This is a genomic window from Longispora urticae, from assembly GCF_053902585.1.
The window spans coordinates 15,579-37,164 of sequence record NZ_JAQZSH010000056.1; the positions used below are offsets into that span (position 1 = coordinate 15,579).

General features: G+C 72.6%; 24 protein-coding genes and 1 riboswitch. Of the genes, 16 read left to right on the plus strand and 8 right to left on the minus strand.

Annotated elements, in window-relative coordinates:
• Window positions 1–3 precede the first annotated feature (3 nt).
• Genes rpe through PT931_RS34965 form a run of 3 tightly spaced genes read left to right on the plus strand, consistent with a single transcriptional unit; the run spans window position 4 to window position 1,775 of the window.
• On the plus strand, window positions 4–672 hold the full coding sequence (gene rpe, locus PT931_RS34955; RefSeq protein WP_456250001.1) for a ribulose-phosphate 3-epimerase: 669 nt from the start codon (window positions 4–6) through the stop codon (window positions 670–672).
• The gene (locus PT931_RS34960; protein WP_456250002.1) at window positions 669–1,256 is read left to right on the plus strand and encodes a GGDEF domain-containing protein; all 588 of its coding nucleotides are present in this window, start codon (window positions 669–671) and stop codon (window positions 1,254–1,256) included. Before rpe ends, PT931_RS34960 begins: the two co-directional genes overlap by 4 nt.
• A 48-nt stretch (window positions 1,257–1,304) precedes the next feature.
• On the plus strand, window positions 1,305–1,775 hold the full coding sequence (locus PT931_RS34965; protein ID WP_456250003.1) for an SRPBCC family protein: 471 nt from the start codon (window positions 1,305–1,307) through the stop codon (window positions 1,773–1,775).
• A 20-nt stretch (window positions 1,776–1,795) separates the two neighbouring features.
• Here the strand turns inward: PT931_RS34965 and PT931_RS34970 are convergent, their stop codons facing one another.
• Both PT931_RS34970 and PT931_RS34975 read right to left on the minus strand, forming a co-directional pair.
• Window positions 1,796–4,060, minus strand: a complete 2,265-nt coding sequence (locus tag PT931_RS34970) for a family 20 glycosylhydrolase (protein ID WP_456250004.1) — start codon at window positions 4,058–4,060, stop codon at window positions 1,796–1,798.
• 320 nt (window positions 4,061–4,380) lie between these two features.
• Window positions 4,381–4,911, minus strand: coding sequence for a PadR family transcriptional regulator (locus PT931_RS34975; RefSeq protein ID WP_456250005.1), 531 nt, complete (start codon window positions 4,909–4,911; stop codon window positions 4,381–4,383).
• A 120-nt stretch (window positions 4,912–5,031) separates the two neighbouring features.
• Between PT931_RS34975 and PT931_RS34980 the strand changes: the two genes are divergently transcribed.
• On the plus strand, window positions 5,032–5,832 hold the full coding sequence (locus PT931_RS34980) for an alpha/beta fold hydrolase (RefSeq protein ID WP_456250006.1): 801 nt from the start codon (window positions 5,032–5,034) through the stop codon (window positions 5,830–5,832).
• 23 nt (window positions 5,833–5,855) lie between these two features.
• Here PT931_RS34980 and PT931_RS34985 read toward each other — a convergent pair whose 3' ends face one another.
• Window positions 5,856–6,914, minus strand: a complete 1,059-nt coding sequence (locus PT931_RS34985; RefSeq protein ID WP_456250007.1) for an ABC transporter ATP-binding protein — start codon at window positions 6,912–6,914, stop codon at window positions 5,856–5,858.
• Between the two features lie 49 nt (window positions 6,915–6,963).
• Complete coding sequence (locus PT931_RS34990) at window positions 6,964–7,761, minus strand: ABC transporter permease (RefSeq protein ID WP_456250008.1); 798 nt, start codon at window positions 7,759–7,761, stop codon at window positions 6,964–6,966.
• Window positions 7,762–7,841: 80 nt separating this feature from the next.
• Window positions 7,842–7,970: riboswitch (FMN riboswitch) on the plus strand.
• A gap of 83 nt (window positions 7,971–8,053) precedes the next feature.
• Between PT931_RS34990 and PT931_RS34995 the strand changes: the two genes are divergently transcribed.
• The 3 genes from PT931_RS34995 to ribH are packed head-to-tail and all read left to right on the plus strand — an operon-like array spanning window position 8,054 to window position 10,334.
• Window positions 8,054–8,644 (plus strand): riboflavin synthase, encoded by a 591-nt coding sequence (locus PT931_RS34995; RefSeq protein WP_456250063.1) that lies wholly within the window; start codon window positions 8,054–8,056, stop codon window positions 8,642–8,644.
• Window positions 8,641–9,864 (plus strand): bifunctional 3,4-dihydroxy-2-butanone-4-phosphate synthase/GTP cyclohydrolase II, encoded by a 1,224-nt coding sequence (locus PT931_RS35000; protein WP_456250009.1) that lies wholly within the window; start codon window positions 8,641–8,643, stop codon window positions 9,862–9,864. The genes PT931_RS34995 and PT931_RS35000 overlap by 4 nt, the downstream gene beginning before the upstream one ends.
• A complete protein-coding gene (gene ribH / locus PT931_RS35005) occupies window positions 9,864–10,334 on the plus strand; it encodes a 6,7-dimethyl-8-ribityllumazine synthase (protein WP_456250010.1) in 471 nt (156 codons plus the stop codon). Before PT931_RS35000 ends, ribH begins: the two co-directional genes overlap by 1 nt.
• A gap of 72 nt (window positions 10,335–10,406) precedes the next feature.
• Here ribH and PT931_RS35010 read toward each other — a convergent pair whose 3' ends face one another.
• The 4 genes from PT931_RS35010 to PT931_RS35025 all read right to left on the minus strand — a co-directional run bounded on the left by PT931_RS35010 (window position 10,407) and on the right by PT931_RS35025 (window position 13,189).
• Entirely contained in the window at window positions 10,407–10,598 is a 192-nt protein-coding gene (locus PT931_RS35010) for a hypothetical protein (RefSeq protein ID WP_456250011.1), read from the minus strand.
• 110 nt (window positions 10,599–10,708) lie between these two features.
• Window positions 10,709–11,209, minus strand: coding sequence for a hypothetical protein (locus PT931_RS35015; protein WP_456250012.1), 501 nt, complete (start codon window positions 11,207–11,209; stop codon window positions 10,709–10,711).
• On the minus strand, window positions 11,206–11,550 hold the full coding sequence (locus PT931_RS35020) for a PadR family transcriptional regulator (RefSeq protein ID WP_456250013.1): 345 nt from the start codon (window positions 11,548–11,550) through the stop codon (window positions 11,206–11,208). The genes PT931_RS35015 and PT931_RS35020 overlap by 4 nt, the downstream gene beginning before the upstream one ends.
• Window positions 11,551–11,641: 91 nt before the next feature.
• The gene (locus PT931_RS35025; protein ID WP_456250014.1) at window positions 11,642–13,189 is read right to left on the minus strand and encodes a phytoene desaturase family protein; all 1,548 of its coding nucleotides are present in this window, start codon (window positions 13,187–13,189) and stop codon (window positions 11,642–11,644) included.
• Between the two features lie 199 nt (window positions 13,190–13,388).
• Between PT931_RS35025 and PT931_RS35030 the strand changes: the two genes are divergently transcribed.
• The 9 genes from PT931_RS35030 to pheT all read left to right on the plus strand — a co-directional run bounded on the left by PT931_RS35030 (window position 13,389) and on the right by pheT (window position 21,384).
• Window positions 13,389–13,652: a phosphoribosyl-ATP diphosphatase gene (locus PT931_RS35030; RefSeq protein ID WP_363731896.1), complete on the plus strand. Its 264-nt coding sequence runs from the start codon at window positions 13,389–13,391 to the stop codon at window positions 13,650–13,652.
• A gap of 38 nt (window positions 13,653–13,690) precedes the next feature.
• Window positions 13,691–14,533, plus strand: a complete 843-nt coding sequence (gene hisG / locus PT931_RS35035) for an ATP phosphoribosyltransferase (protein ID WP_456250015.1) — start codon at window positions 13,691–13,693, stop codon at window positions 14,531–14,533.
• A 165-nt stretch (window positions 14,534–14,698) separates the two neighbouring features.
• Window positions 14,699–15,130 (plus strand): PH domain-containing protein, encoded by a 432-nt coding sequence (locus PT931_RS35040; protein ID WP_456250016.1) that lies wholly within the window; start codon window positions 14,699–14,701, stop codon window positions 15,128–15,130.
• Window positions 15,131–15,379: 249 nt separating this feature from the next.
• A complete protein-coding gene (gene infC / locus PT931_RS35045) occupies window positions 15,380–16,000 on the plus strand; it encodes a translation initiation factor IF-3 (protein WP_456250064.1) in 621 nt (206 codons plus the stop codon).
• A gap of 31 nt (window positions 16,001–16,031) precedes the next feature.
• Window positions 16,032–16,226: a 50S ribosomal protein L35 gene (gene rpmI / locus PT931_RS35050; protein ID WP_456250017.1), complete on the plus strand. Its 195-nt coding sequence runs from the start codon at window positions 16,032–16,034 to the stop codon at window positions 16,224–16,226.
• 65 nt (window positions 16,227–16,291) lie between these two features.
• The gene (gene rplT / locus PT931_RS35055) at window positions 16,292–16,672 is read left to right on the plus strand and encodes a 50S ribosomal protein L20 (protein ID WP_456250018.1); all 381 of its coding nucleotides are present in this window, start codon (window positions 16,292–16,294) and stop codon (window positions 16,670–16,672) included.
• Window positions 16,673–16,680: 8 nt separating this feature from the next.
• Window positions 16,681–17,526, plus strand: coding sequence for a TrmH family RNA methyltransferase (locus tag PT931_RS35060; RefSeq protein ID WP_456250019.1), 846 nt, complete (start codon window positions 16,681–16,683; stop codon window positions 17,524–17,526).
• Window positions 17,527–17,813: 287 nt separating this feature from the next.
• Window positions 17,814–18,875, plus strand: a complete 1,062-nt coding sequence (pheS, locus tag PT931_RS35065; RefSeq protein WP_456250020.1) for a phenylalanine--tRNA ligase subunit alpha — start codon at window positions 17,814–17,816, stop codon at window positions 18,873–18,875.
• A 1-nt stretch (window position 18,876) separates the two neighbouring features.
• On the plus strand, window positions 18,877–21,384 hold the full coding sequence (pheT, locus tag PT931_RS35070) for a phenylalanine--tRNA ligase subunit beta (RefSeq protein WP_456250021.1): 2,508 nt from the start codon (window positions 18,877–18,879) through the stop codon (window positions 21,382–21,384).
• Window positions 21,385–21,586 lie beyond the last annotated feature (202 nt).

Consider the following 21,586-nt stretch of genomic DNA (forward strand, 5'->3'; position numbering starts at 1 on the left):
ACTGTGCGCGTGTCGTACATCATCGCGCCCAGCATTCTGTCTGCGGACTTCGCCCACCTCGCCGACGAGGTACGTGCCATCGAGGGCGCGGCCGACTGGGCGCACGTCGATGTGATGGACAACCATTTTGTACCAAATCTGACATTTGGCTTGCCGGTTGTCAAGAGCCTGCTCGCCGCGACCACGCTGCCGCTCGACTGCCACCTGATGATCGACAACCCGGACCGCTGGGCCCCGGGCTACGCGGAGGCCGGCGCGTACAACGTCACCTTCCACGCGGAGGCGACCGACGACCCGGCGGCCGTGGGGCGCGACATCCGGGCGGCCGGCGCGCTGGCCGGGCTGGCGATCGACCGCGACACCCCGGTCGAGCCGTACCTCGAGCTGCTCCCGCACTTCGACACCCTGCTGATCATGACGATCAAGGCCGGGTTCGGCGGCCAGTCGTTCATGCCCGAGCTGCTGGACAAGGTCCGGGTGGCCCGCAAGCACGTCAACTCCGGGCACCTGAACATCCGGATCGAGGTGGACGGCGGCATCAAGGAGAGCACCATCGGCGCCGCCGCCGAGGCCGGGGCCGACGCGTTCGTCGCCGGCACCGCCGTCTACGACTGCGCCGACCGCGCCGCCGCCGTGCAGCGCCTGCGTGCCCTGGCGGCGCCGACGCCGTGATCCGTATCGTCCGCCGGAGCAGGCTCCGGGAGTTGCGCGAGGCGTCCCCGCTGACGGGGCTGCCCGGCAACACCCGCATCCGGCGGGAGATCAGCCGCAGGATCGACGGCGACGCCCCCTTCGCGGTGTGTTACGTGGACATCGACCGGTTCAAGAGCGTCAACGACGCCTACGGTTTCGTCCGGGGCGACGAGCTCATCCTGCTGCTCGCGGCGGTGCTGCGGTCCGCCGCGTCCCGGGAGCCCGCCCCGACCTTCCTCGGCCACGTCGGCGGCGACGACTTCCTGCTGATCTGTCCGCCCGAGCGGGTGTCGGACCTGGTCGAGGGCGTGATCGGTGAGTTCGAACGCCGGGTCCCGGCGCTGTACGACCCCGAGCACGCCGCGCGCGGCTACCTGGTCAGCGTCGACCGCCGGGGCGTGAAGCACGAGTGGGGCCTGGCGACGCTGTCGGTGGGCGTGGCCGTCTCCGGGCACCGCCGGTTCCGCGATCCCGCCGAGGTGGTCGCGGTCGCCACGGAGATGAAGTCGGTGGCGAAGAGCGTGCCGGGTTCGCACGTGGCCGTCGACCGCCGCCGGATATAGGACACAGAGCCGATTTCGAGGGGTACGCGCACCCTCTAGAGTGCCCCCATGGACCGCGTGCGCACCCTCAGCGAGAAGCTCGTGATCGCCGCCCCGGCCGGCGACGTCTACGACCTGGTGGGCGACCCGCGCCGGATGGCCGAGTTCAGCCCCGAGTGCTTCTCGGTGTGGGGCCGGGGCCAGCGGGTCGGCGACCGGTTCACCGGCTGGAACCGCCGCGCCGCCTTCGTCTGGTTCACGAACTGCCGGGTGGTCGCCGCGACCCCGGGCCGGGAGTACGCCTTCGACGTGTCCACCTTCGGCCTGCCCGTCGCCCGCTGGGGTTACCGGCTCGCGGCCGTCCCCGGCGGCACCGAGGTCACCGAGTTCTGGGAGGACCAGCGGCGCGCGGACTGGCGCGGCCGGCTGGTGGCGACCCTGGGCCTGCTGTTCAGCGGCACCCCGGCCACGGACCGCGCGGAGCGGAACCGGGCCGGGATGCGCGCCACGCTGCGCAACCTGGCGCACGCCCTGGCCTGACCGTCAGGGCGCGCCGGAGGTCACACGGCGGTCAGCGTCCACCGCTGCAACGCCGCACCGGTGTCGGCGGCCACCGACACCAGTGCGTTGTCCGCGGTGGACGCCGTGGTGAGGACCAGCCCGCCCGGGGTGGCGACGACCGCCCCGGTGATCCTCCACTTCTGACTGGTAGCCCCTGAGCAGGGGTTCTGGACGACGGCGGTGCCGCTGACGTCCGCGCACAGCCCCGAGGCCCCGTTGGAAAGGGTGACCGTGCCGTCGGCCTGCGGGGTGGCCTTCCACTGCTGGTTCGTCCCGCCGTGCGCGGCCCAGGTGATCAGCCGGGTGCCGGCCGTCCCGGAGCTGCCCGGGTTGTCCAGGGCCTTCCCGCCGGTCGCGATCGTGTACGTGCCGCCCGCCGCGCCGTACACCTCGAACTCGAAGAGGGAGTAGCCCCAGGTGGTGGCGCGGGTGGTGCCCTGCATCCGGATGTAGCGGCCGGTGCCGGTGACCGCGAGGTCGTCGACCCCGCCGTCGGAGTTGGTGGTCGTGTTGACGGTGGTCCAGGTGGCGTCGTCGTTCGATGTCTGGATCTTGTAGGCCCTGCCGTACGCGGCCTCCCAGCGCAGCACGACCCGCGACACGGGCTGGCTGCTGCCGAGGTCGACCCGGATCCACGAGGCGTCGGAGTAGCCGGACGCCCACCGGGTGCCCTGGTCGCCGTCGACCGCGTAGCCGGCCGGGAAGTTCGCGGTCTCCGTGGACGACGCGGTCACCGGCCGACCGAGCGCGAGGTTGCCCGGGGTCCCGGAGGACGGCCAGCCCGGCGCGCGCCCGACCAGGTCGGCGATCGGGGTGAACTGCGCGTAGGTGGCCACCAGCTTCGGCGAGCCCCACACCTGCTGGGACAGCGCCCGCAGCGGCAACCGGATCCCCGCCGCGATCTGGTCCTCGGACTCCGCGTTCGGGTTGTCGCACCAGACGTGGATGGAGGAGCCCAGGTTGCGGGCCGGGGCGTTGGTGGTCTGGTTGCCCTCGAAGCGCTCGGGGGTCCAGGTCTCGTACATCCACCGGGTGTCCGGCTTCGCGCCGCCGAGCACGTAGTAGGTGGGGGTCCAGGACTGGTTGGCGACCGTGTGGCCCCGGTCGAGGAGCGCCTGGGGACTGAGGCCGTAGTTGTACCAGAAGTCGACCGTGATGTTGCTGGCCGGCGCGATGGTGCCGTCGCCGGACTTGATGCCGTCGTTCCACATCCGCAGCGTCTTGCCGCCCGCGCGCACGATGTCGTTGGTCCAGTTGACGAACCCGTAGTAGGTGTCCTTCGCCGTGGCGTTCGCGCCGTAGTGCGCCTTGGCGTAGGTGCCCAGCTGGGGGTACTGGCTGTAGTCGGTGACGTACTCGTCCGCCCCGATGTGCCAGTACGGCCCCGGGAACAGCGGCAGGTACTCGGTGATCACGTCCCGGATCAGCGTGTAGCTGGCGTCCATGGACAGGTCGATGAAGTCGTTGCTGACCACGCCGGACTTGCTCTTGAGCTTCAGCTCGGGGTGCGCGGTGAGGGTGGTGTTCATGTGCCCGGGCATGTCGATCTCGGGCACGATCGCGATGTGGTACTTCTCGCCGAGCGCCACCAGGTCACGGATGTCCTGTTTGGAGTAGTGCGCGGCCGAGGTCAGCTCGGGGTGCGTGGCGCTCTCCAGCCGGAACCCGTAGGTGTCGGACAGGTGGAAGTGGAACGAGTTCAGCTTGAGGTACGCCAGCTCCCTGATGTGCTTGCGCACCCAGTCCACGGTGAAGAACTTGCGGCCCTGGTCGATCATCAGACCGCGCTCGCCCTTGGTCGGCCAGTCCCGCGCCGAGCCGACCGGCACGCTCGTGGACTGCTTGAGCAGCTGCAGCACGGTACGGGTGCCGTAGAACGTCCCGGCGTCGTCGGAGCCCCGGACCGTCAGCGCCGTGCCCACCGTCATGGTGTAGCCCTCGGCCGGCACCGTCGCGCCCAGGGTCAGGTGCAGGTCCCCGGTGGCGGGGGAGCCGGTGACCACCGCGACGGTCCGCCCGGTCAGGTCCCTGAGGTCGTCGGCGAGCACCTGGGCCTCGTCGGCGAGCCGGCCCGCGTAGGCGGCGTCGACGGTGATCCGGCTCGCGGTCCCGAACGTGTACGAGCCCGTGCCTGCCGTCCATTCGCGCAGCGCCGGCACCGTCTGCGGTGGACCGGCGGCGGCCGCGGGGGCGGCGGCGACGGGGGTGGCCGGCAGGGCCAGGGCCACCAGCATCCCGCCCAGCGCCCATCGGAGAGCTTTCATGTGTCCTCCCAGGAACGTGCGTGTTCGTGCGTGTTCCGGGCAGGATATGAGCACGCTCACGCACACTCAAGGGTGTAGATAAATCAATCACCGAACGCGCAGGATGTGAGCATGTCTCGTGCGGCGGGGCGGGAGGGCGCGCAGGACGGTTGCGCATTGCACGCACATCAACGCGCTCGGTGAAAGTTCCGGCAAAGTGGCCGCATTCCGCACTGGACCGGAACGGGGGAACGCCCACGTGCCGAGGCCGGCGCGCGGTCCGGAGCGGGGGAACGCCCACGTGCCGGGGCCGGCGCGCGCGGTCCGGAGCGGGGCTCCGCCTAGGTCGTCGGGTCCAGCTCCGCCAGGGTCGCGCGCAGCCAGCGCAGCTCCGTCTGGCTCGTCGCCGTCGCGATCGTGAACAGCCCCTGGCGGAACGGGTCCTCGAAGTCCCTCGCCCGCAGCGGGCGGTCCCCGTCCCAGAAGAAGCTCGCCGGCCGGGTGAGGAAGTCGAGTCGCCGCCGGAGCACGGCCGCCTGGTCGGCGGGGTCGTCGAGGTGCCGCAGGAACGCGAGCACCGTGAACCACCGGTTCTCGTCGGTGACGAACAGCTCGGCGGGCTCGCGGAGCCGGCGGCGCAGCTCGGTCCGGCCCTCGGGGGTCAGCGTCAGCATGTGCCGGGGCGCGGCGACCTGACCGGGCTGGGTGTCGCGGCGCAGCAGCCCGGCGGACTCCAGGCGCTTGATCGCCGGGTACAGCGTGCCGTCGGCGATCGGGCGGACGTGACCGGTGAGCGCGGCTATGCGTTTCCGGAGGTCGTAGCCGTGCAGGGCCTCGTCGTGCAGGAAGCCGAGGATCGCGAGTTCGAGCATGGGCCCATCCTCCCATGCCTCCGGCCGGCGGATATCTCGTTGACAAGATACCTCGGTATCTGGGTATCTTGGGCGCGGCTCCGCCCGGGGGCCGCCACCCCGACCGAGGGAGAACGACAGATGCGCGACGCCCAGGTCCGCCCCGACGGATCCCGGATCCGCTGGACCGAACTACCCGCCACCGGCGCTCCGGCCGCCGGGACGCCCGACGACGTCCTCGTCTGCCTGCACGGCCTGGGCGCGGCCTCCGGCCCGTACTTCACCGGCGTCGTCACCCACCCGGACCTCGCGGACCGCCGTACCCTCCTGGTGGATCTGCTCGGTTTCGGGTTGAGCGACCGCCCGGCGGACGCCGACTACACCCCCGGTGAGCACGCCGACACCGTCGCCGCCGCGCTGACCGCCGCCGGGGTCCGCGCGGCCGAGGTGGTCGGGCACAGCATGGGCGGGGCGGTCGCGGTCGCCCTCGCCGTCCGGCACCCGCACCTCGTGGCGCGCCTGGTCCTCGTGGACGCCAACCTCGACCCGCGGGTCCCGACGCGCGGGCCGGGCAGCAGCGGCATCGCGACGTACACGGAGGAGGAGTTCCTCGCCGGCGGCCACGCCGAGGTCCTGGCCGCGGCGGGCCCGCACTGGGCGGCCACGATGCGGCTCGCCGGCCCCGAGGCGCTGTACCGCAGCGCCGCGCACCTGGTGCGCGGGACCGTCGACGGCCGGACGTTCCGCGAGCACCTGCTCCGGCTCGACCTGCCCCGGACGTTCCTCTACCCGGCGTCCGACGGTGGACTGGCCGGGGAGGCGGAGCTCGTCGCGGCGGGCGTGCGGGTCGTGGCCGTGCCGGACGCCGGGCACAACATCACCCTGGACAACCCGGAGGCGGTGGTCCGGGTTCTGACCCGGAATGGCGGTCCGGCGTCCTGACCTGGTCGCCGAGGCCGGGTCGGTCAGGCCGGGTAGATGTGGGTCTCGGTGGCCTTCACGGCGGCCCACACCGGCGTCCCGGGCTCCAGCTCCAGCGCGGCGAGCGCCGCCGCCGTCACGTCGGCCGCGACCGGCAGCTCCCCGTCGAGCCGGACCCGCACCTTGTCCCCGTGCTGGTCCACGGCCGCCACCCGCCCGGGCCACACGTTGCGGGGGCTGCCGTCGGGCCGGTCCCGGAACAGGGCCACGGCCGACGGCGGGAACGCGACGAACACGTCCCCGGTGAGCGCCTCGCCGGCGGTCAGGGACACCGGCCCGTCCGCAGGGATCCCGGTCGTGCCCCCGACCGGTGCCAGCGCGACCACCACCCCGTCCCGGGCCACCCCCCGGTACAGGTTCAGGCCCACCAGCGTGGCCACGTATTCGGTCCGCGGCCGCGAGGTGATCTCCACCGGGCTGCCCTCCTGGGTGATCCGGCCGTCCTCGATGATCAGGATCCGGTCCGCGAGGGTCATCGCGTCGAGCGGGTCGTGGGTGACGAGCAGCGCCGCCCCGGCGAAGGCGGCCAGGTGCCGGCGCAGTTCGGCCCGGATCTCCAGCCGGCTGCGCACGTCGAGCGCGGCGAGGGGTTCGTCGAGGAGCAGCAGCCGGGGCCCGGTGGCCAGTGCCCGGGCGAGCGCGACCCGCTGGGCCTGGCCGCCGGACAGCTGCCCGGGCCGCGACCGCAGCTGCCCGCCGAGCCCGACCCGCTCCAGCCAGTCCGTGGCCAGCGCCCTGGCCCGCGCCCGGGACATGCCCGCGCACCGGGGCCCGAAGGCGACGTTGTCCACGGCCGACAGGTGCGGAAAGAGCAGATAATCCTGAAAGACCACCCCGATTCTGCGGTACTCCGGAGCCAGCCCCTCGATCCGTTCGCCGCCCACCGTGATCTCCCCGCCGGCCGGCAGCAACCCGGCGAGGGCGCGCAGCACGGTGGACTTGCCGGCGCCGTTCGGCCCGAGCAGGGCCACGGTCTCCCCGGCGGCGAGGTCCAGCTCGACATCCACCAGCCGCACCCGCAACCGCGCCCGCAACCCGCTCACGACGCCACCCCGTCCGGGGCGCGACCGGTGCGTGGACCCGGGGCGGAGCTCACGACACCCACCTCTCCCGGAGCAGCGCGAGCAGCACGACGCTGACGGCGAGCAGCAGCAGGCTCAGGGTGATCGCGGCGGCCGGGTCGGTCTCCAGGGCCAGGTACACGGCCAGCGGCATCGTCTGGGTCCGCCCCGGGAAGTTGCCGGCGAACGTGATCGTCGCCCCGAACTCGCCCAGCGCCCGCGCCCAGCACAGCACCGCCCCGGCGGCGATCCCCGGCCCGATCATCGGCAGCGTCACCCGGCGGAACGTGGTGAACCGGCTCGCGCCGAGCGTGGCGGCCGCCTCCTCGTACCTGCGGTCGGCGCCCCGCAGCGCGCCCTCCACGGCGATCACCAGGAACGGCATCGCCACGAACGTCTCGGCCAGCACCACCCCGGCCGTACTGAACGGCAGCGTCACCCCGACCGACTCCAGCGCGCCGCCGAGCAGCCCGTTGCGCCCGAACACCAGGAGCAGCGCGACGCCCCCGACGACGGGCGGCAACACGAGCGGCAGGGTGACGAGCGCCCGGACCAGCCGCCGCCCGGTGAACTCGACCCGGGCCAGCAGCCACGCCAGCGGCACGCCCAGGAGCAGGGACACCACGGTCGCGATACTGGCGGTGACCAGGGACAGCCGGAGCGCGGCGAGCACCGTCGGCTCGGCCAGGCGCGGGCCCAGGGTGGCCCACGGCGCGCGGACCAGCAGGCCCACCAGGGGCAGCACGAGAAGGCCCAGACCCAGCAGAGCCGGGATCAACAGGACAATCGGCACCTTGGACCTCACGGGGCCCACGGTACCCGTACCCATCCGATGTGAGGTCTGTCTCCCCGCATTCTCGCGATACCGCCAAGCGTTCCGGCCGTGTCAGACTGGCCGGAGAACCCACCACGCGCTGGCGGGGTCGGTGCAATTCCGAACCGGCGGTGAGAGCCCGCGACCCGGTCACAGCCAGTGACCGGTTGACCCGATGAAATCTCGGGGCCGACGGTGAGAGTCCGGATGGGAGTTCAGCGCGCGGAGGCAGGGTCCGTCCGTGCGCTTCCGCGTATCCGGGCGTCCCGTGCCCCTGCGCCCCTATTTCACAAGGGGTATGGATCAGATGTTCACGGGAATCGTCGAGGAACTCGGCGAAATCACGGCCCTGGAGTGGCACGGCGCGGGCGCCGTCCTCACCGTCCGGGGACCGAAAGTCACCTCCGACGCGGGGCACGGCGACTCGATCGCCGTCAACGGCGTGTGCCTGACCGTCGTCACGGTCGAGCGCGACTCGTTCACCGCAGATGTCATGAAGGAATCCTTCGACCGCAGCTCGCTGGGCGCGATCAGTGTCGGCGACCGGGTCAACCTGGAGCGCGCCGCCACCCTCTCGACCCGCCTCGGCGGGCACCTCGTGCAGGGCCACGTCGACGGGGTCGGCACGATCCTGTCGAGGACGCCCGGCGAGATGCAGGAGGACGTCCGGATCACGCTGCCGGCCGACCTCAACCGGTACGTCGTGGAGAAGGGCTCGATCACCGTCGACGGCATCTCGCTGACCGTCGCCGTGATCGACGACGGCAGCTTCACCGTCAGCCTCATCCCGACCACGGTCGACGTGACCACGCTGGGCCGCAAGGCCGTCGGCGAGCAGGTCAACCTCGAGATCGATGTGATCGCCAAGTACGTCGAGAAGCTGGTGAGGACCTCATGACCTTCGCATCGATCGAGGACGCCGTCGCGGCCGTCGCCGCCGGGAAGCCCGTGGTGGTGGTGGACGACGAGGACCGCGAGAACGAGGGCGACCTCATCTTCGCCGCCGAGCTCGCGACCCCCGAACTGCTGGCCTTCACGGTCCGCTACACCTCCGGCTACATCTGCGCGCCGCTCACCGAGGCCGAGGCCGACCGGCTCGAACTGCCGCCGATGTACCACACCAACCAGGACCGGCGCGGCACGGCGTACACGGTGACCGTGGACGCCCGCGAGAACGTCTCCACCGGCATCTCCGCCGCCGACCGGGCGCACACCATCCGGCTGCTGGCCTCGGCGGACACCGTCCCGTCGGACCTGTCCCGCCCCGGCCACGTCGTGCCGCTGCGCGCCAAGACCGGCGGCGTCCTGCGCCGTCCCGGGCACACCGAGGCCGCCATCGACCTGGCCGTGCTGGCCGGGCTGCGGCCCGCCGGGGTGCTCTGCGAGCTGGTCAACGACGACGGCACGATGATGCGCCTGCCCGACCTGCGGAAGTTCTCCGAGGACCACGGCCTGCTGCTGATCTCGATCGCCGACCTGATCGCCTACCGGCGGCGGACGGAGAAGCAGGTGGTCCGCGCGGCCGACGCCCGCCTCCCGCTCCCGATGGGCGAGTTCCGGGCCATCGGGTACGAGGTGGCCGACCACCCCACCGCCGAGCACATCGCCCTCGTCTACGGCGACATCGGCGACGGCGAGGACGTGCTGGTCCGGGTGCACTCCGAGTGCCTCACCGGCGACGTGTTCGACTCGCTGCGCTGCGACTGCGGCCCGCAGCTGCACGCCGCGCTCGGCCTGGTCGCCGAGGAGGGCCGGGGGATCGTGCTGTACGTCCGGGGCCACGAGGGGCGCGGGATCGGCCTGCTGCACAAGCTCCAGGCGTACCAGCTGCAGGACCTCGGCCGCGACACCGTGGACGCGAACCTGGACCTGGGCCTGCCCGCCGACGGCCGCGACTACGGCACCGGCGCGCAGATCCTCGCCGACCTGGGCGTCAAGTCGATGCGGCTGCTCACGAACAACCCGGCCAAGCGCGCCGGACTGGAGGGCTACGGCCTGGAGGTCGTCGGCCGGGTACCCATGCCCAGCCGGGTCACGGCCGAGAACCGCACGTACCTGACGACGAAGCGCGACCGGATGGGCCACCTCCTCGACATCGAGCCGAAGGAGACCGTCTGATGGCCGGCTTCGGGGCCGACGCCCTCGAGAACGTGGACGCCACCGGGCTGCGGCTCGGCATCGTGGCCGCCCGCTGGCACGGCGACCTGACCGACCAGCTCGTGGCCCGGGCGGAGGCGGCGGCGAAGGCCTGCGGCGTCACCGAGGTCGCGGTGCACCGGGTCGCCGGGTCGGTCGAGCTGCCGGTCGTCGCCCAGGCCCTCGCCCGGTACTACGACGCGGTGGTCGCACTCGGTGTCGTCGTGCGTGGCGACACCGCGCACTTCGACTACGTGTGCGACTCGGTGACCCAGGGCCTGACCCGGGTGGCGCTCGACGCGCACACCCCGGTCGGGCACGGGGTGCTCACCGTGGACACCCTCGAGCAGGCCATCGACCGGGCCGGCCTGCCGGACTCCTCGGAGGACAAGGGCTGGTCGACGACGGTGGCGGTGCTGGACGCGGCCCTGACGCTGCGCAAGCTCGCCTAGCCACGCACGACAGGTGCCGCCGACCGGATCCGGTCGGCGGCACCTTCGCGTGCGGATGCCCGCGCGCGTCCGTCAGGTGCCCGTGCGGGCGAGGCGGGCCTCGACGATCGTGGCGAGCACGGACCAGGGGAGCAGCACCCGCAGGATCCGGTAGGCGGCGTCGCGGCGTCCGGCCGTGTGGCTGAACGCGCCGGCCAGGGCCAGGAGGGTGACGAGGGCGGTGTAGCCGAGGATGATGGTGGTGGGGACCCAGTGCGTCGGCATGGGGTGTCTCCGTTTCGGGAATGGTCCGCGCGGGCCGGGCCTGTCCAAGGGAACCGGGCCCGTGCGGACCGTTTCGGGGCTCGCGCGTCGGGCCGGCGCGCGAGGTGGTGCTAGTCGCGGACCCCGCGGGGGCGCGGCAGCATGGTGACCGCCAGGGCCGGGGCGCCGCACAGCAGGACCCGGGCCCAGTAGGCCAGCTGCCGCCACCAGGGCGCGCCCTCGGCCCGGTCGTCGAGGGCGTTGGCGAGGAACTCCTCCACGTACCGGTTGCGCCGCCACCACGGCTGCCGGACAGCGGCCGACCGGTCCTTCGGCAGGGCCGCCGAGGCCACCAGCCGCAACCACGCGAGAGCCCGCCGCCCGCCGGACGCGAGACCGTCGCCGCCCAGGACGGCCATGCCGATGATGCCGAAGGTGCCGATGGCGACGGCGGCGAAACTGACCAGGGCGGAGGCGTGGGAGCCGTTCCGGGCGGCGTCGGCGACCCCCGCGCCGAGGCCGGAGGCGACCCCCGCGACGACACAGGCGGTGAGGGCGGCGCCGGTCCCGGCCGTGGTGGTGCCGATCCCGGCCGCGGCGGTGCGGACGCCGGCGCCGTCGGACCGGTTCACGCGGGGCTCCCGGCGGGGCCGGCCTGGGGGAGCGCCGAGCCGGTCGGGGAGGCGGTGTGCCGCGCCCGGGCGATGGCGAGGTGGGCGCGTTCGGCGCCGCCGGGGGCGAACCGGTAGTACCTCCGCCGCGGCCGGCCCTGGTCCTCGTGGGCCTGCGGTTCCTCCCAGAAGCTCTCCACCCAGCCGGCCTGTTCGAGGCGGGCGAGAATCGGCTGCACCGTGCCGGACTTCAGCCCGGCCTCGGCGCCGATGTCGCGGCCGTAGCGCGGGGTGGCGATGTCGGCGCGCAGCACGTCGAGGACCGCGATGGTCTGGGGTGTCATGCGGGGATCACGGGCCATGGCCAAAACTCTAGCTAGGTAGCGGAAGGTTTGTCACTACCTAGCTAGAGTTTTTCGGGGGACTCCCGGTCCTCGTCGGGCCGGGTCCGGGTCAGCGGCCCATGTCGCGCAGGATCCGCTTCGCCGCGTTGTGCCCCGCCGCCCCGATCACGCTCCCCGCCGGGTGGCAACCGGCGCTGCCGGCGTACAGGCCCGGGACGCCCGTCGCGTAGGGCATCCGGTCGCTGAAGGACACCGTGTTGTCCACGTGGTGGATGTGCCCGCCGGTGATCCCGAAGTGCTCCTCGATCCCGCGCGGCGTCAGCGCGAACACGTCGTCGACCAGGTCGGACGTGCCCGGGGCGTACCGGTCGCAGATCGACAGCAGGTGGGTCACGTAGGAGTCCCAGTCGGGGTCGACGGGGGAGTACGGCACCGACTGGACGAACAGGGCCGAGGAGTGGTGGCCGTCGGCGTCCTGGAGCGACGGGTCGACCGTGGTGTGCACGTACCACTCGATGGTCGGCTCGTCCGGCAGCCTGCCCGCCTGCACGTCCGCCCACATCCGGCGCAGCTCCGCCATCGGGGAACCGGAGCCGTCCGAGCCCGGCAGCAGGTGGATCGTCGACCCGAACGGGCTGCGCTCGCCCTCGGGCAGGCAGTCGAACGTCGGCAGGTCGCGCAGCGCCAGGTTCACCTTGAGCGTCGTGCCGGTCCGGCGTACCGACTCCATGTGCATGCTCAGGTCGACGGGCAGCTCCGCGAGCGTCATCAACTGGTACGGGTCGCACGCGCCCAGCACCACCGACGCCGCGATCTCCTCCCCGTCGGCGAGCACCACCCCGCGCACGGAGCCGCCGACCGTGTCCACCCTCGCGACCCGCGCGTTGGTCCGGATCGTCGCGCCGGCGTGCACGGCGGCCTCCGCGAACGTCCGCGACACCGAGCCCATCCCGCCGGCCGCGATCATCCACGTGCCGTCGGCCCCGGGCAGCCGGCACATGTTGTGCACCAGGAAGTTGTGTCCGGTGCCCGGGTCGTCGGGGCCGGCGTTGAGGCCGGACAGGCCGTCGGTGACCGCGTACATCGACACCAGTAGCTCCGAGGCGAACCCGAACCGGTCCAGGTGGTCGGCGACCGAGCCCCGGACCAGGTTCACGAACACCTCGCGCAGCGCGGGGCGGATGTAGCGCTCGGCGGTCTCCTCGACCGAGCCCGGCTCGGCCAGCCACGCCGGGGCCAGGTCCTCGCGGAGCAGCGCCAGCTCGGCCTGCATCGCCTCGTCGGCGGCCACGTCGGCGGGGGAGAAGAACTCCGCCATCTGGGTACGCGTCCGCGCGGCGTCCGACCCGAACAGCAGGTACGGCGAGCCCGGGCCGCCCGGGGTCGGGAGGAAGTAGTGCGGCTCGCGGCGCAGGGTGGGGATGCGCAGGTCCAGGGAGTGCAGCAGCTCGGGGGGCATCAGGCCCAGCAGGTACGACCCCGTGGAGTGGCCCAGGCCCGGCACCTTCGGGAACGGGTGCTCGGTCCGGGTGGCCCCGCCGATCACCTCCGCCGCCTCGCAGACCACGACGTCGAGCCCCGCCCGGGCGAGGATCACCGCCGCGACCAGCCCGTTGTGCCCCGAACCGACGATGACGACATCCGCACGCGAGTTCATGTGACCGAGATTACGGCGAACGGGCCGTCCGCGCCCGGGCTGCGCCTCGATCAACTTCGGCCGGGTGGGCGCGGCTCCGCCGGTACCCGAAAGTGGATCTTCGGGGTGGGAGGGGTGTGACGTGGTCGGACGTGTCCCGGGATGTGGTGGCGCGCGGGGCGGTCGGCGGGCGCGGCGGCCGGCTGGCAGAATCGGGCGGGTGAAGACCTTCGAGGAGCTGTTCGTGGAGTTGTCGGCGACCGCCGCGGCCCGGACCCCCGGCTCGGGGACCGTGGCCGCCCTGGACGCCGGCGTGCATACGATCGGCAAGAAGGTCGTCGAGGAGGCCGCCGAGTCCTGGATGGCCGCCGAGCACGAGGGCCCCGAGCGGGCCGCCGAGGAGATCTCCCAGCTGCTCTACCACGCCCAGGTGCTGATGCTGGCCTGTGGCCTGGAGCTCAAGGACGTGTACCGACATCTCTGATCCTCTGCCCCGTCAAAAATCGGACAAAGGATAAGAGAATGCTGCGTATCGCCCTGCCCAACAAGGGTGGCCTCTCGGCCCCCGCCCAGGAAATGCTCCGCGAGGCCGGCTACCGCCAGCGCCCCGCCGAACGCGACCTGACCTGCCTGGACGTCGACAACGACGTCGAGTTCTTCTACCTGCGCCCCCGCGACATCGCCACCTACGTCAGCTCCGGCGACCTGGACCTCGGCATCACCGGCCGGGACCTGGTCCGCGACAACGGGGCCGGCGCGGGCGCGGAGGAACTGCTGGACCTCGGCTTCGGCCGCTCCACGTTCCGGTACGCGACCCGGATCGGCGCCAAGCCCCAGCTCGGCGGCCAGCGGATCGCCACCTCGTACCCGGAACTGGTCCAGCGCGACCTGGAGGCCAAGGGCGAGACCGCCACGGTGATCCGGCTCGACGGCGCCGTGGAGAACGCGATCGGCCTCGGCGTGGCCGACGTCATCGCCGACGTGGTGTCCACCGGCGCCACCCTGCGCCAGGCCGGCCTGGAGGTGTTCGGCGACCCGCTGCTGGAGAGCACGGCGATCCTGATCCGCCGGGCCGGCGCGGCCTCCAACGGGGGCACCGCCCAGCTGCTCCGCCGCCTGCAGGGCGTCCTCGTCGCCCGCCGGTACGTGATGCTCGCCTACGACGTGCGCGCCGACATGCTCGAGGACGCGTGCGCGCTCACCCCGGGCATCGAGTCGCCGACGATCTCGCCGCTGCACCGCGAGGGCTGGGTGGCGGTGCAGGCGATGGTCCTGCTGGCCGACTCGCACCGGATCATGGACGAGCTGTACGAGCTGGGGGCCCGGGGGATCCTGGTGACCAGCATCCACGCGTGCCGGCTCTGACTCCGGCCGTTCGGCGTCCGGCCGTTCGGCGTCCGGCCGTTTGGCATCCGGCCGTTCGGTGCCCGGCCGTTCGGTGCCCGGCCGTTCGGGATCCGGCCGTTCGGTGCCCGGTCGCCGTGCCGGGCACCGCCGTCGCCCCGCGTTCCGGGCTGTAGGGTCGGTCCCGTGATCACCGCCCAGCCCTACCGCGTCAAGTTCGTCTGCTGGACGGCCGCCGTCGCGGTGGCCGTCATCTTCACCGTCGTCGCGGTCGGGTTGCGCGGCCAGAGCGAGGGCGTCGCCGTGTTCGGGGTCGGCGACCAGGTGGCGATGATCGTCCTGGGCCTGCTCGGCGCGGTGGCCATCCTGTGGTTCACCCGGCCCCGGGTGTGGGCCGACGCCGGCAGCATCCGGATCCGCAACCTCTTCGGCTCGTACGACCTGCCGTGGGACCTGGTCCGGGAGATCCGGTTCGACCAGGGCAACCCGTGGGCGAGCCTGGAGCTGGTCGACGACGAGGTGGTCGCGATCATGGCGGTGCAGGCCGCCGACAAGGGCCGGGCCGTCGAGGCGGTCCGTGGCCTGCGCGCACTGCACTCCGCCGCTCTGGTACGCTAGCTCAGTCGACCACGCCGTCCCTCTCGTTCTCCGTAGATCGAGCGGCCGGCAGTCAAAGCGGAGCCCCGCTCCCACCCGAGTCGCCCACGGCGTCCGGGTCCGGTCAGAGAGATAGCCCCCACAGTTGGGGGTTGACTTTCGTGTCCCTCAACGGACACACGATCGGCAGTGGGGCCCCAGCATGCGCTGGGGCTTTTTTCGCGTTTGACGGCCGACGCTCTTGATTAGGTATGGATTCGAGGAGGCCCCATCAGCGCCGACGTCCGCGTTAACGAGCAGATCCGCGCACGAGAGGTCCGTTTGGTCGGTCCGCAGGGTGAGCAGGTGGGCATTGTCCCGCTGGAGCAGGCACTGCAGCTGGCTTCGGATGTCGACCTGGATCTGGTCGAGGTCGCACCCATGGCTCGCCCACCCGTGTGCAAGCTCATGGACTACGGCAAGTTCAAGTACGAGGCCGCGCTGAAGGCGCGTGAGGCTCGGCGGAACCAGCAGCAGACCGTCATCAAGGAGATGAAGCTCCGCCCGAAGATCGACATTCACGACTACGAGACCAAGAAGGGTCACGTCGTGAGGTTCCTGAAGGCCGGAGACAAGGTCAAGGTCACCATCATGTTCCGCGGCCGTGAGCAGAGCCGTCCGGAGCTGGGTTTCCGGCTGCTGCGCAAGCTCGCCGAGGAGATCACGGACCAGGGTTTTGTCGAATCCGCCCCTAAGCAGGACGGGCGGAACATGATCATGGTTATCGCGCCGCACCGCGCGGTGAAGGCAGCCGCCATCAAGTCGGGCTCCGAGGACGAGACCGACGAGCTCGGTGTGGACGCCCCGGTCGAGGCCGAGGCCCCCGCTGCCGACGCGACGCCGACCGAATAACCATCTTTTTTCAGCACCAGGGGAGTAATCGATGCCGAAGCAGAAGAGCCACAGCGGCATGCGTAAGCGAGTGAAGGTGACCGGCTCCGGCAAGATCATGCGGCAGCAGGCCGGCCTGCGCGCCAAGCTGGAGGTCAAGTCCTCCAAGGAGAAGCGCGACCTTTCCGGCTCGGTCGAGGTCAACAAGGTCGACCTCCCGCGCGTCAAGAAGCTGCTGGGTCGCTAACCCTTCACCGTCTTACCCACCCCTCGCCGACGCGAGGGCCCGCAACATGAGGAGTTTGTAGACCCGTGGCACGCGTTAAGAGGGCGGTCAACGCCCACAAGAAGCGTCGTACGATCCTTGAGGGTGCGAAGGGTTACCGCGGTCAGCGGTCCCGGCTGTACCGCAAGGCCAAGGAGCAGATGCTCCACTCGATGACCTACGCCTACCGGGACCGCCGGAAGCGCAAGGGCGAGTTCCGCAAGCTGTGGATCACCCGTATCAACGCCGCCGTGCGCGCGAACGGGATGACCTACAACCGGTTCATCGAGGGCATGCGCCTCGCCGGTGTCGAGGTCGACCGCAAGGTCCTCGCCGACATCGCCGTGCACGACGCGGTCGCGTTCTCGGCCATCGTCGAGGTCGCCCGGGCGGCGTCGCCGACCCAGCAGGCCGTCAAGGCCGCCTGATCACCAGCATGACGACACCCGGGGGGACTCCGTTCACTGAGCGGACCCCCCGGGTTTCTGCTGCCCGCAAACTGCTCCGCCGCAGGTCCGCGGACGCCGAGAGGCGCTTCCTGGCCGAGGGGCCGCAGGCGGTGCGCGAGGCGCTCACGGCCGGCGTCGTCGTGGAGCTGTTCGGCACCGCCGCCGGACTGGAGCGGCTCGGGCTCGACGCCGCCCCCGGCGGTGACCGGCCCGGGTCCGTGGCCGGCACCCGGATCTCCCTCGTCACCGAGGCCGGCCTGGCCTCCCTGACCGAGACCGTGCAGCCCCAGGGCGTCGTGGCCGTCTGCTCCTACGTCGACGTACCCCTCGCCGCCGCGCTCGACCCCGCCCCCGCTCTGGTGGCCGTCCTCGCCGAGATCCGGGACCCCGGCAACGCCGGTACGGTGCTGCGCACCGCCGACGCGGCCGGCGCCGGGGCCGTGGTGTTCACCGACGCGAGCGTGGACCCGTACAACGGCAAGTGCGTCCGCTCCACCGCCGGCAGCCTGTTCCACGTCGACGTGGTCCGCGGCTGCCCCCCGCTGGAGGCGGTCGAGGCACTGAAGGCCGCCGGGCTCCAGGTGTTCGCCACCACCGGCTACGGCGCGGAGAACCTCGACGACCTGGCGGACGAGGGCCGGCTGGCCGCGCCCACCGCCTGGCTGTTCGGCAGCGAGGCGCACGGCCTGCCCCCGGAGCTCCTCGAGGCCGCCGACGCCCGGGTCCGGGTGCCCGTGCACGGCCGGGCGGAGAGCCTGAACCTGGCTGCCGCCGCGGCGGTGTGTCTGTATGCTTCAGCGAGTCACCAGCGCCGGAAGGAGGCCGCTTCATGAACCTGTTTAGCCGGCCCGCCGTGCGCGGGCTCCGGGCGTAGTCCCGGACCTCCCCTGACATCGGCGGGCTGCGGCCCAGCCGCGCGACCCCTCTAGGCCGAATGCGCGCGCCCCGGGCACGAGGTGTCCGACCCCGGACGCGAGGTGCCCGAGCCGGAGTGTGACCCCGGACACGGGGCGCCCCGACCCGGGACGTGATCCCGGGCACGATGCGCCCCGCCCCGCCGGCTCCACCGCCCGCGCGGTACCCGCCTAGACTCCTTCCGTCGCAGTCTTCTGGGAGTGTCATGACCTACCGCAATGATCCTTACGACCCCAAGCAGGTCGCCCTGCTCGATCCGGCCGCGCTCGCCGAGGCCGTCGCCTCGGCGGAGAAGGCGTTCGCGGAGGCGGGTGACCTCGACGCGCTGGCGGCGGGCAAGCACCTGCACCTCGGTGACCGGTCCCCGGTCTCGCTGGCCCGCCGGGAGATCGGCGCCCTGCCGCCGGCCGCCAAGTCCGACGCGGGCAAGCGGGTCAACGCCGCCGCCCAGGCCGTGAAGGCGGCGTACGAGGCGCGGGAGGTCGAGCTGGTCGCCGAGCGGGACCGCCGCGCCCTGGTCGAGGAGACCGTGGACGTGACGCTGCCGTACGACCGGCGGCCGCGCGGGGCCCGGCACCCGCTGACCACCCTGTCCGAGCGGGTCCAGGACCTGTTCGTCGGGATGGGCTTCGAGGTGGCCGAGGGGCCCGACGTCGAGCACACCTGGTTCGGCTTCGACGCGCTGAACATCCACAAGGACCACCCGGCGCGCACGATGATGGACACGTTCCACGTGGACGCGCCCGAGCTGATCCTGCGCCCGCACACGTCCAGCGTGCAGATCCGCACGATGCTCACCCAGGAGCCGCCGATCTACATCGTGGCGCCGGGGCGGACGTACCGCACGGACGAGCTCGACGCGACGCACACCCCGGTGTTCTCGCAGTTCGAGGGCCTGGTCGTGGACAAGGGCATCACGATGGCGCACCTGAAGGGGACCCTGGACCACTTCGCGCGGGCCATGTTCGGCCCCGAGGCGCGCACCCGGCTGCGGCCGTCGTACTTCCCGTTCACCGAGCCGTCCGCCGAGATGGACCTGTGGTTCCCGCAGCACCGCGACGGCCCGCGCTGGGTCGAGTGGGGCGGCTGCGGCATGGTCAACCCCCGGGTGCTGCGGTCCTGCGGCATCGACCCCGAGGTGTACTCGGGCTTCGCGTTCGGCATGGGCATCGAGCGCACCCTGATGTTCCGCTCGGGGATCGCCGACATGCGGCACATGATCGAGGGCGACGTCCGGTTCACCCGCGCCTACGGAATGGAGGTCTGACATGCGGATCTCGCTGTCGTGGCTGCGCGAGCACGCCGACATCCCGGCGGGCATCACCGCCGACGAGCTGGAGAAGGCCCTCGTCAGCGTGGGCCTGGAGGTCGAGGAGCTGTCCGACCTGGGCGCTGCGGTCCAGGGGCCGCTCGTCGTGGCCCGGGTGCTGTCGATCGAGGAACTGACCGAGTTCAAGAAGCCCATCCGGTACTGCATGGTCGACGTCGGCGAGGCCGAGCCCACCAGCATCGTGTGCGGCGCGCGGAACTTCGCCGAGGGCGACCTCGTCGTGGTGATCCGGCCGGGCGGCGTGCTGCCGGGCGACTTCCACGTGGGCGCGCGCAAGACGTACGGCCGGATGTCGCACGGCATGATCTGCTCCGCGCGCGAACTGGGGCTGGGCGACGACCACGACGGCATCATCGTGCTGTCGCCCGACCTGGCGGACGAGATCGGCCAGGACGCCCGGCCGGTCGTCGGCCTGGACGAGGTCGTCGTCGAGCTGGCGATCACCCCCGACCGGGGCTACTGCTTCTCGGCCCGGGGCATCGCCCGCGAGCTGGCCGGCGCGCTGGGCGTGGACTTCCGCGACCCGGGCCTGGCGAAGGCCCCCGGCCGGCGCGGCGAGCCGGTGTCCGTGACGGTGCGCGACACGGTCGGCTGCGACCGGTTCGGTACCCGCGTCGTGCGCGGCGTGGACCCGACCCGGCCGTCGCCCGCGTGGCTGACGACCCGGCTCGTGCACGCCGGCGTCCGGCCGATCTCGCTCGCGGTGGACATCACCAACTACGTGATGATGGACCTCGGGCAGCCGATGCACGCCTTCGACGCCGACAGCCTCCAGGGCGGGCTCATCGTGCGCCGGGCGATGCCGGGGGAGACCCTGGTGACCCTGGACGGGGTGACCCGCAAGCTCGACGCCGAGGACCTGGTGATCGCCGACTCCGGCCTCCCCAGCCCGCTCGCGGGTGACAGCGCCGGTGGCGTGGTCTCGCTGGCCGCGATCATGGGCGGCGCGTCGACCGAGGTGTCGGACGCGACGGTGAACGTGCTGTTCGAGGCCGCGCACTGGGACCCGGTGACCGTGGCCCGGGCGGCCCGCCGGCACAAGCTGCCGAGCGAGGCGTCCAAGCGCTTCGAGCGCGGCGTGGACCCGCAGCTGCCCCTGGTGGCCATCCAGCGGGCGGTCTCGCTGCTCGTGGAGTACGGCGGCGGGGTGCCCGACGAGGCGATCGGCGACGTGGACCACCTGCTGCCCCGCGCCCCGATCACGATGGCCGCCGACCTGCCCAACCGGGTGTCCGGAGTGGACTACACCCGCGCGGCGGTCGTCCGGCTGCTCGAACAGGTCGGCTGCGCGGTCGAGGACAACAGCGCGCTGCGGGTCGTCCCGCCGAGCTGGCGCCCGGACCTGACCGACCCGGCGGACCTGACCGAGGAGGTCGTCCGGCTGCACGGGTACGACCAGGTCGCCAGCGTCCTGCCCAGCGCGCCGCCCGGGGGCCGGGGGCTCAGCGCGGAGCAGCGCCGCCGCCGTTCCGTGGGCCGGACCCTGGCCGAGGCCGGGTACGTGGAGGTGCAGAACTACCCGTTCGTCGGGGCGGACTTCGCCGAGGCGTTCGGGCTGGACGCCGACGACCCGCGCCGGTCCGCGGTGGCGCTGCGCAACCCGATCAGCGACGAGGAGCCGCTGATGCGGACCACGCTGCTGCCCCCGCTGCTGACCGCGCTCACCCGCAACCTGGGCCGGGGCAACCGGGACCTCGCGCTGTTCGAGGTCGGCCGGGTGTTCCAGCCCTCGGCCGCGGCCGGACAGCCGTCGCCCGAGCTGGGGGTGGGTGCCCGGCCGTCGGCCGAGGAGCTCGCCGCCGTCGAGGCCCTGCTGCCGGCCCAGCCGTGGCGGGTCGCGGCCGTGCTCAGCGGCGAGGTCGAGCCCGCCGGCTGGTGGGGTAAGGGTCGCGCCGGGAACTGGGCCGACGCGGTCGAGGCGGCCCGGATCGTCGCGGACGCGGCGGGCGCGCCGGTGAGGGTGCGCGCCGCGCAGTACGCGCCGTGGCACCCGGGGCGGTGTGCCGCGCTGTATGTCGGGGACACGCTCGTCGGGCACGCCGGTGAGCTGCACCCGGCCGTGTGCGCGGCGCTGGACCTGCCGAAGGGGACCTGCGCGATGGAGCTGGAGCTCGACGCGCTGCCGTTGCCGGGGGCGCCGGGGGCGCCGACGGTGTCGACGTACCCGCCGGCTCTGATCGACGTCGCCCTGGTCGTGGAGAACGCGGTGCCGGCGGCGGACCTGGGCGAGGCGTTGACCGCCGGTGCCGGGGAGCTGCTGGAGTCGCTGCGGCTGTTCGACGTGTTCGAGGGGGAGCAGCTGGGGGCGGGGCGCAAGTCGCTGGCCTACAAGCTGACCCTGCGGGCGCTGGACCGGACCCTGACCGGCGAGGAGTCGGTGGCGGTGCGGGACGCGGCGGTGGCCGAGGCGGTCCGGCGGCACGGGGCGGTGCTCCGGGGCGCGTAGCACTCCGCCGATGGCCCGGAACCCCTAGACGGGTACCGGGCCATCGGCCTGTCCGGAGCAGGACCATGCGACGGGTACGCCGATCCGCCCGCCCACCCGTCCCCACCGGAGGAAGCTGGGAGACAGGGACCGCCCCACCCGGGCGCTCTGCACCGTACTGAGTGCCCCGTCACATTATGCAGTCCTCCGTATTGTGATACGG

What these genes read in the sequence shown, in the direction of transcription:
- PT931_RS34965 (WP_456250003.1), top strand. Translation starts at nt 1,305, where the DNA reads ATGGACCGCGTGCGCACCCTCAGCGAGAAGCTCGTGATCGCCGCCCCG.
- PT931_RS34970 (WP_456250004.1), bottom strand. Translation starts at nt 4,060, where the DNA reads ATGAAAGCTCTCCGATGGGCGCTGGGCGGGATGCTGGTGGCCCTGGCC.
- PT931_RS34975 (WP_456250005.1), bottom strand. Translation starts at nt 4,911, where the DNA reads ATGCTCGAACTCGCGATCCTCGGCTTCCTGCACGACGAGGCCCTGCAC.
- PT931_RS34980 (WP_456250006.1), top strand. Translation starts at nt 5,032, where the DNA reads ATGCGCGACGCCCAGGTCCGCCCCGACGGATCCCGGATCCGCTGGACC.
- PT931_RS34990 (WP_456250008.1), bottom strand. Translation starts at nt 7,761, where the DNA reads ATGGGTACGGGTACCGTGGGCCCCGTGAGGTCCAAGGTGCCGATTGTC.
- PT931_RS34995 (WP_456250063.1), top strand. Translation starts at nt 8,054, where the DNA reads ATGTTCACGGGAATCGTCGAGGAACTCGGCGAAATCACGGCCCTGGAG.
- PT931_RS35000 (WP_456250009.1), top strand. Translation starts at nt 8,641, where the DNA reads ATGACCTTCGCATCGATCGAGGACGCCGTCGCGGCCGTCGCCGCCGGG.
- ribH (WP_456250010.1), top strand. Translation starts at nt 9,864, where the DNA reads ATGGCCGGCTTCGGGGCCGACGCCCTCGAGAACGTGGACGCCACCGGG.
- PT931_RS35010 (WP_456250011.1), bottom strand. Translation starts at nt 10,598, where the DNA reads ATGCCGACGCACTGGGTCCCCACCACCATCATCCTCGGCTACACCGCC.
- PT931_RS35020 (WP_456250013.1), bottom strand. Translation starts at nt 11,550, where the DNA reads ATGGCCCGTGATCCCCGCATGACACCCCAGACCATCGCGGTCCTCGAC.
- PT931_RS35025 (WP_456250014.1), bottom strand. Translation starts at nt 13,189, where the DNA reads ATGAACTCGCGTGCGGATGTCGTCATCGTCGGTTCGGGGCACAACGGG.
- hisG (WP_456250015.1), top strand. Translation starts at nt 13,691, where the DNA reads ATGCTGCGTATCGCCCTGCCCAACAAGGGTGGCCTCTCGGCCCCCGCC.
- rpmI (WP_456250017.1), top strand. Translation starts at nt 16,032, where the DNA reads ATGCCGAAGCAGAAGAGCCACAGCGGCATGCGTAAGCGAGTGAAGGTG.
- PT931_RS35060 (WP_456250019.1), top strand. Translation starts at nt 16,681, where the DNA reads ATGACGACACCCGGGGGGACTCCGTTCACTGAGCGGACCCCCCGGGTT.
- pheS (WP_456250020.1), top strand. Translation starts at nt 17,814, where the DNA reads ATGACCTACCGCAATGATCCTTACGACCCCAAGCAGGTCGCCCTGCTC.
- pheT (WP_456250021.1), top strand. Translation starts at nt 18,877, where the DNA reads ATGCGGATCTCGCTGTCGTGGCTGCGCGAGCACGCCGACATCCCGGCG.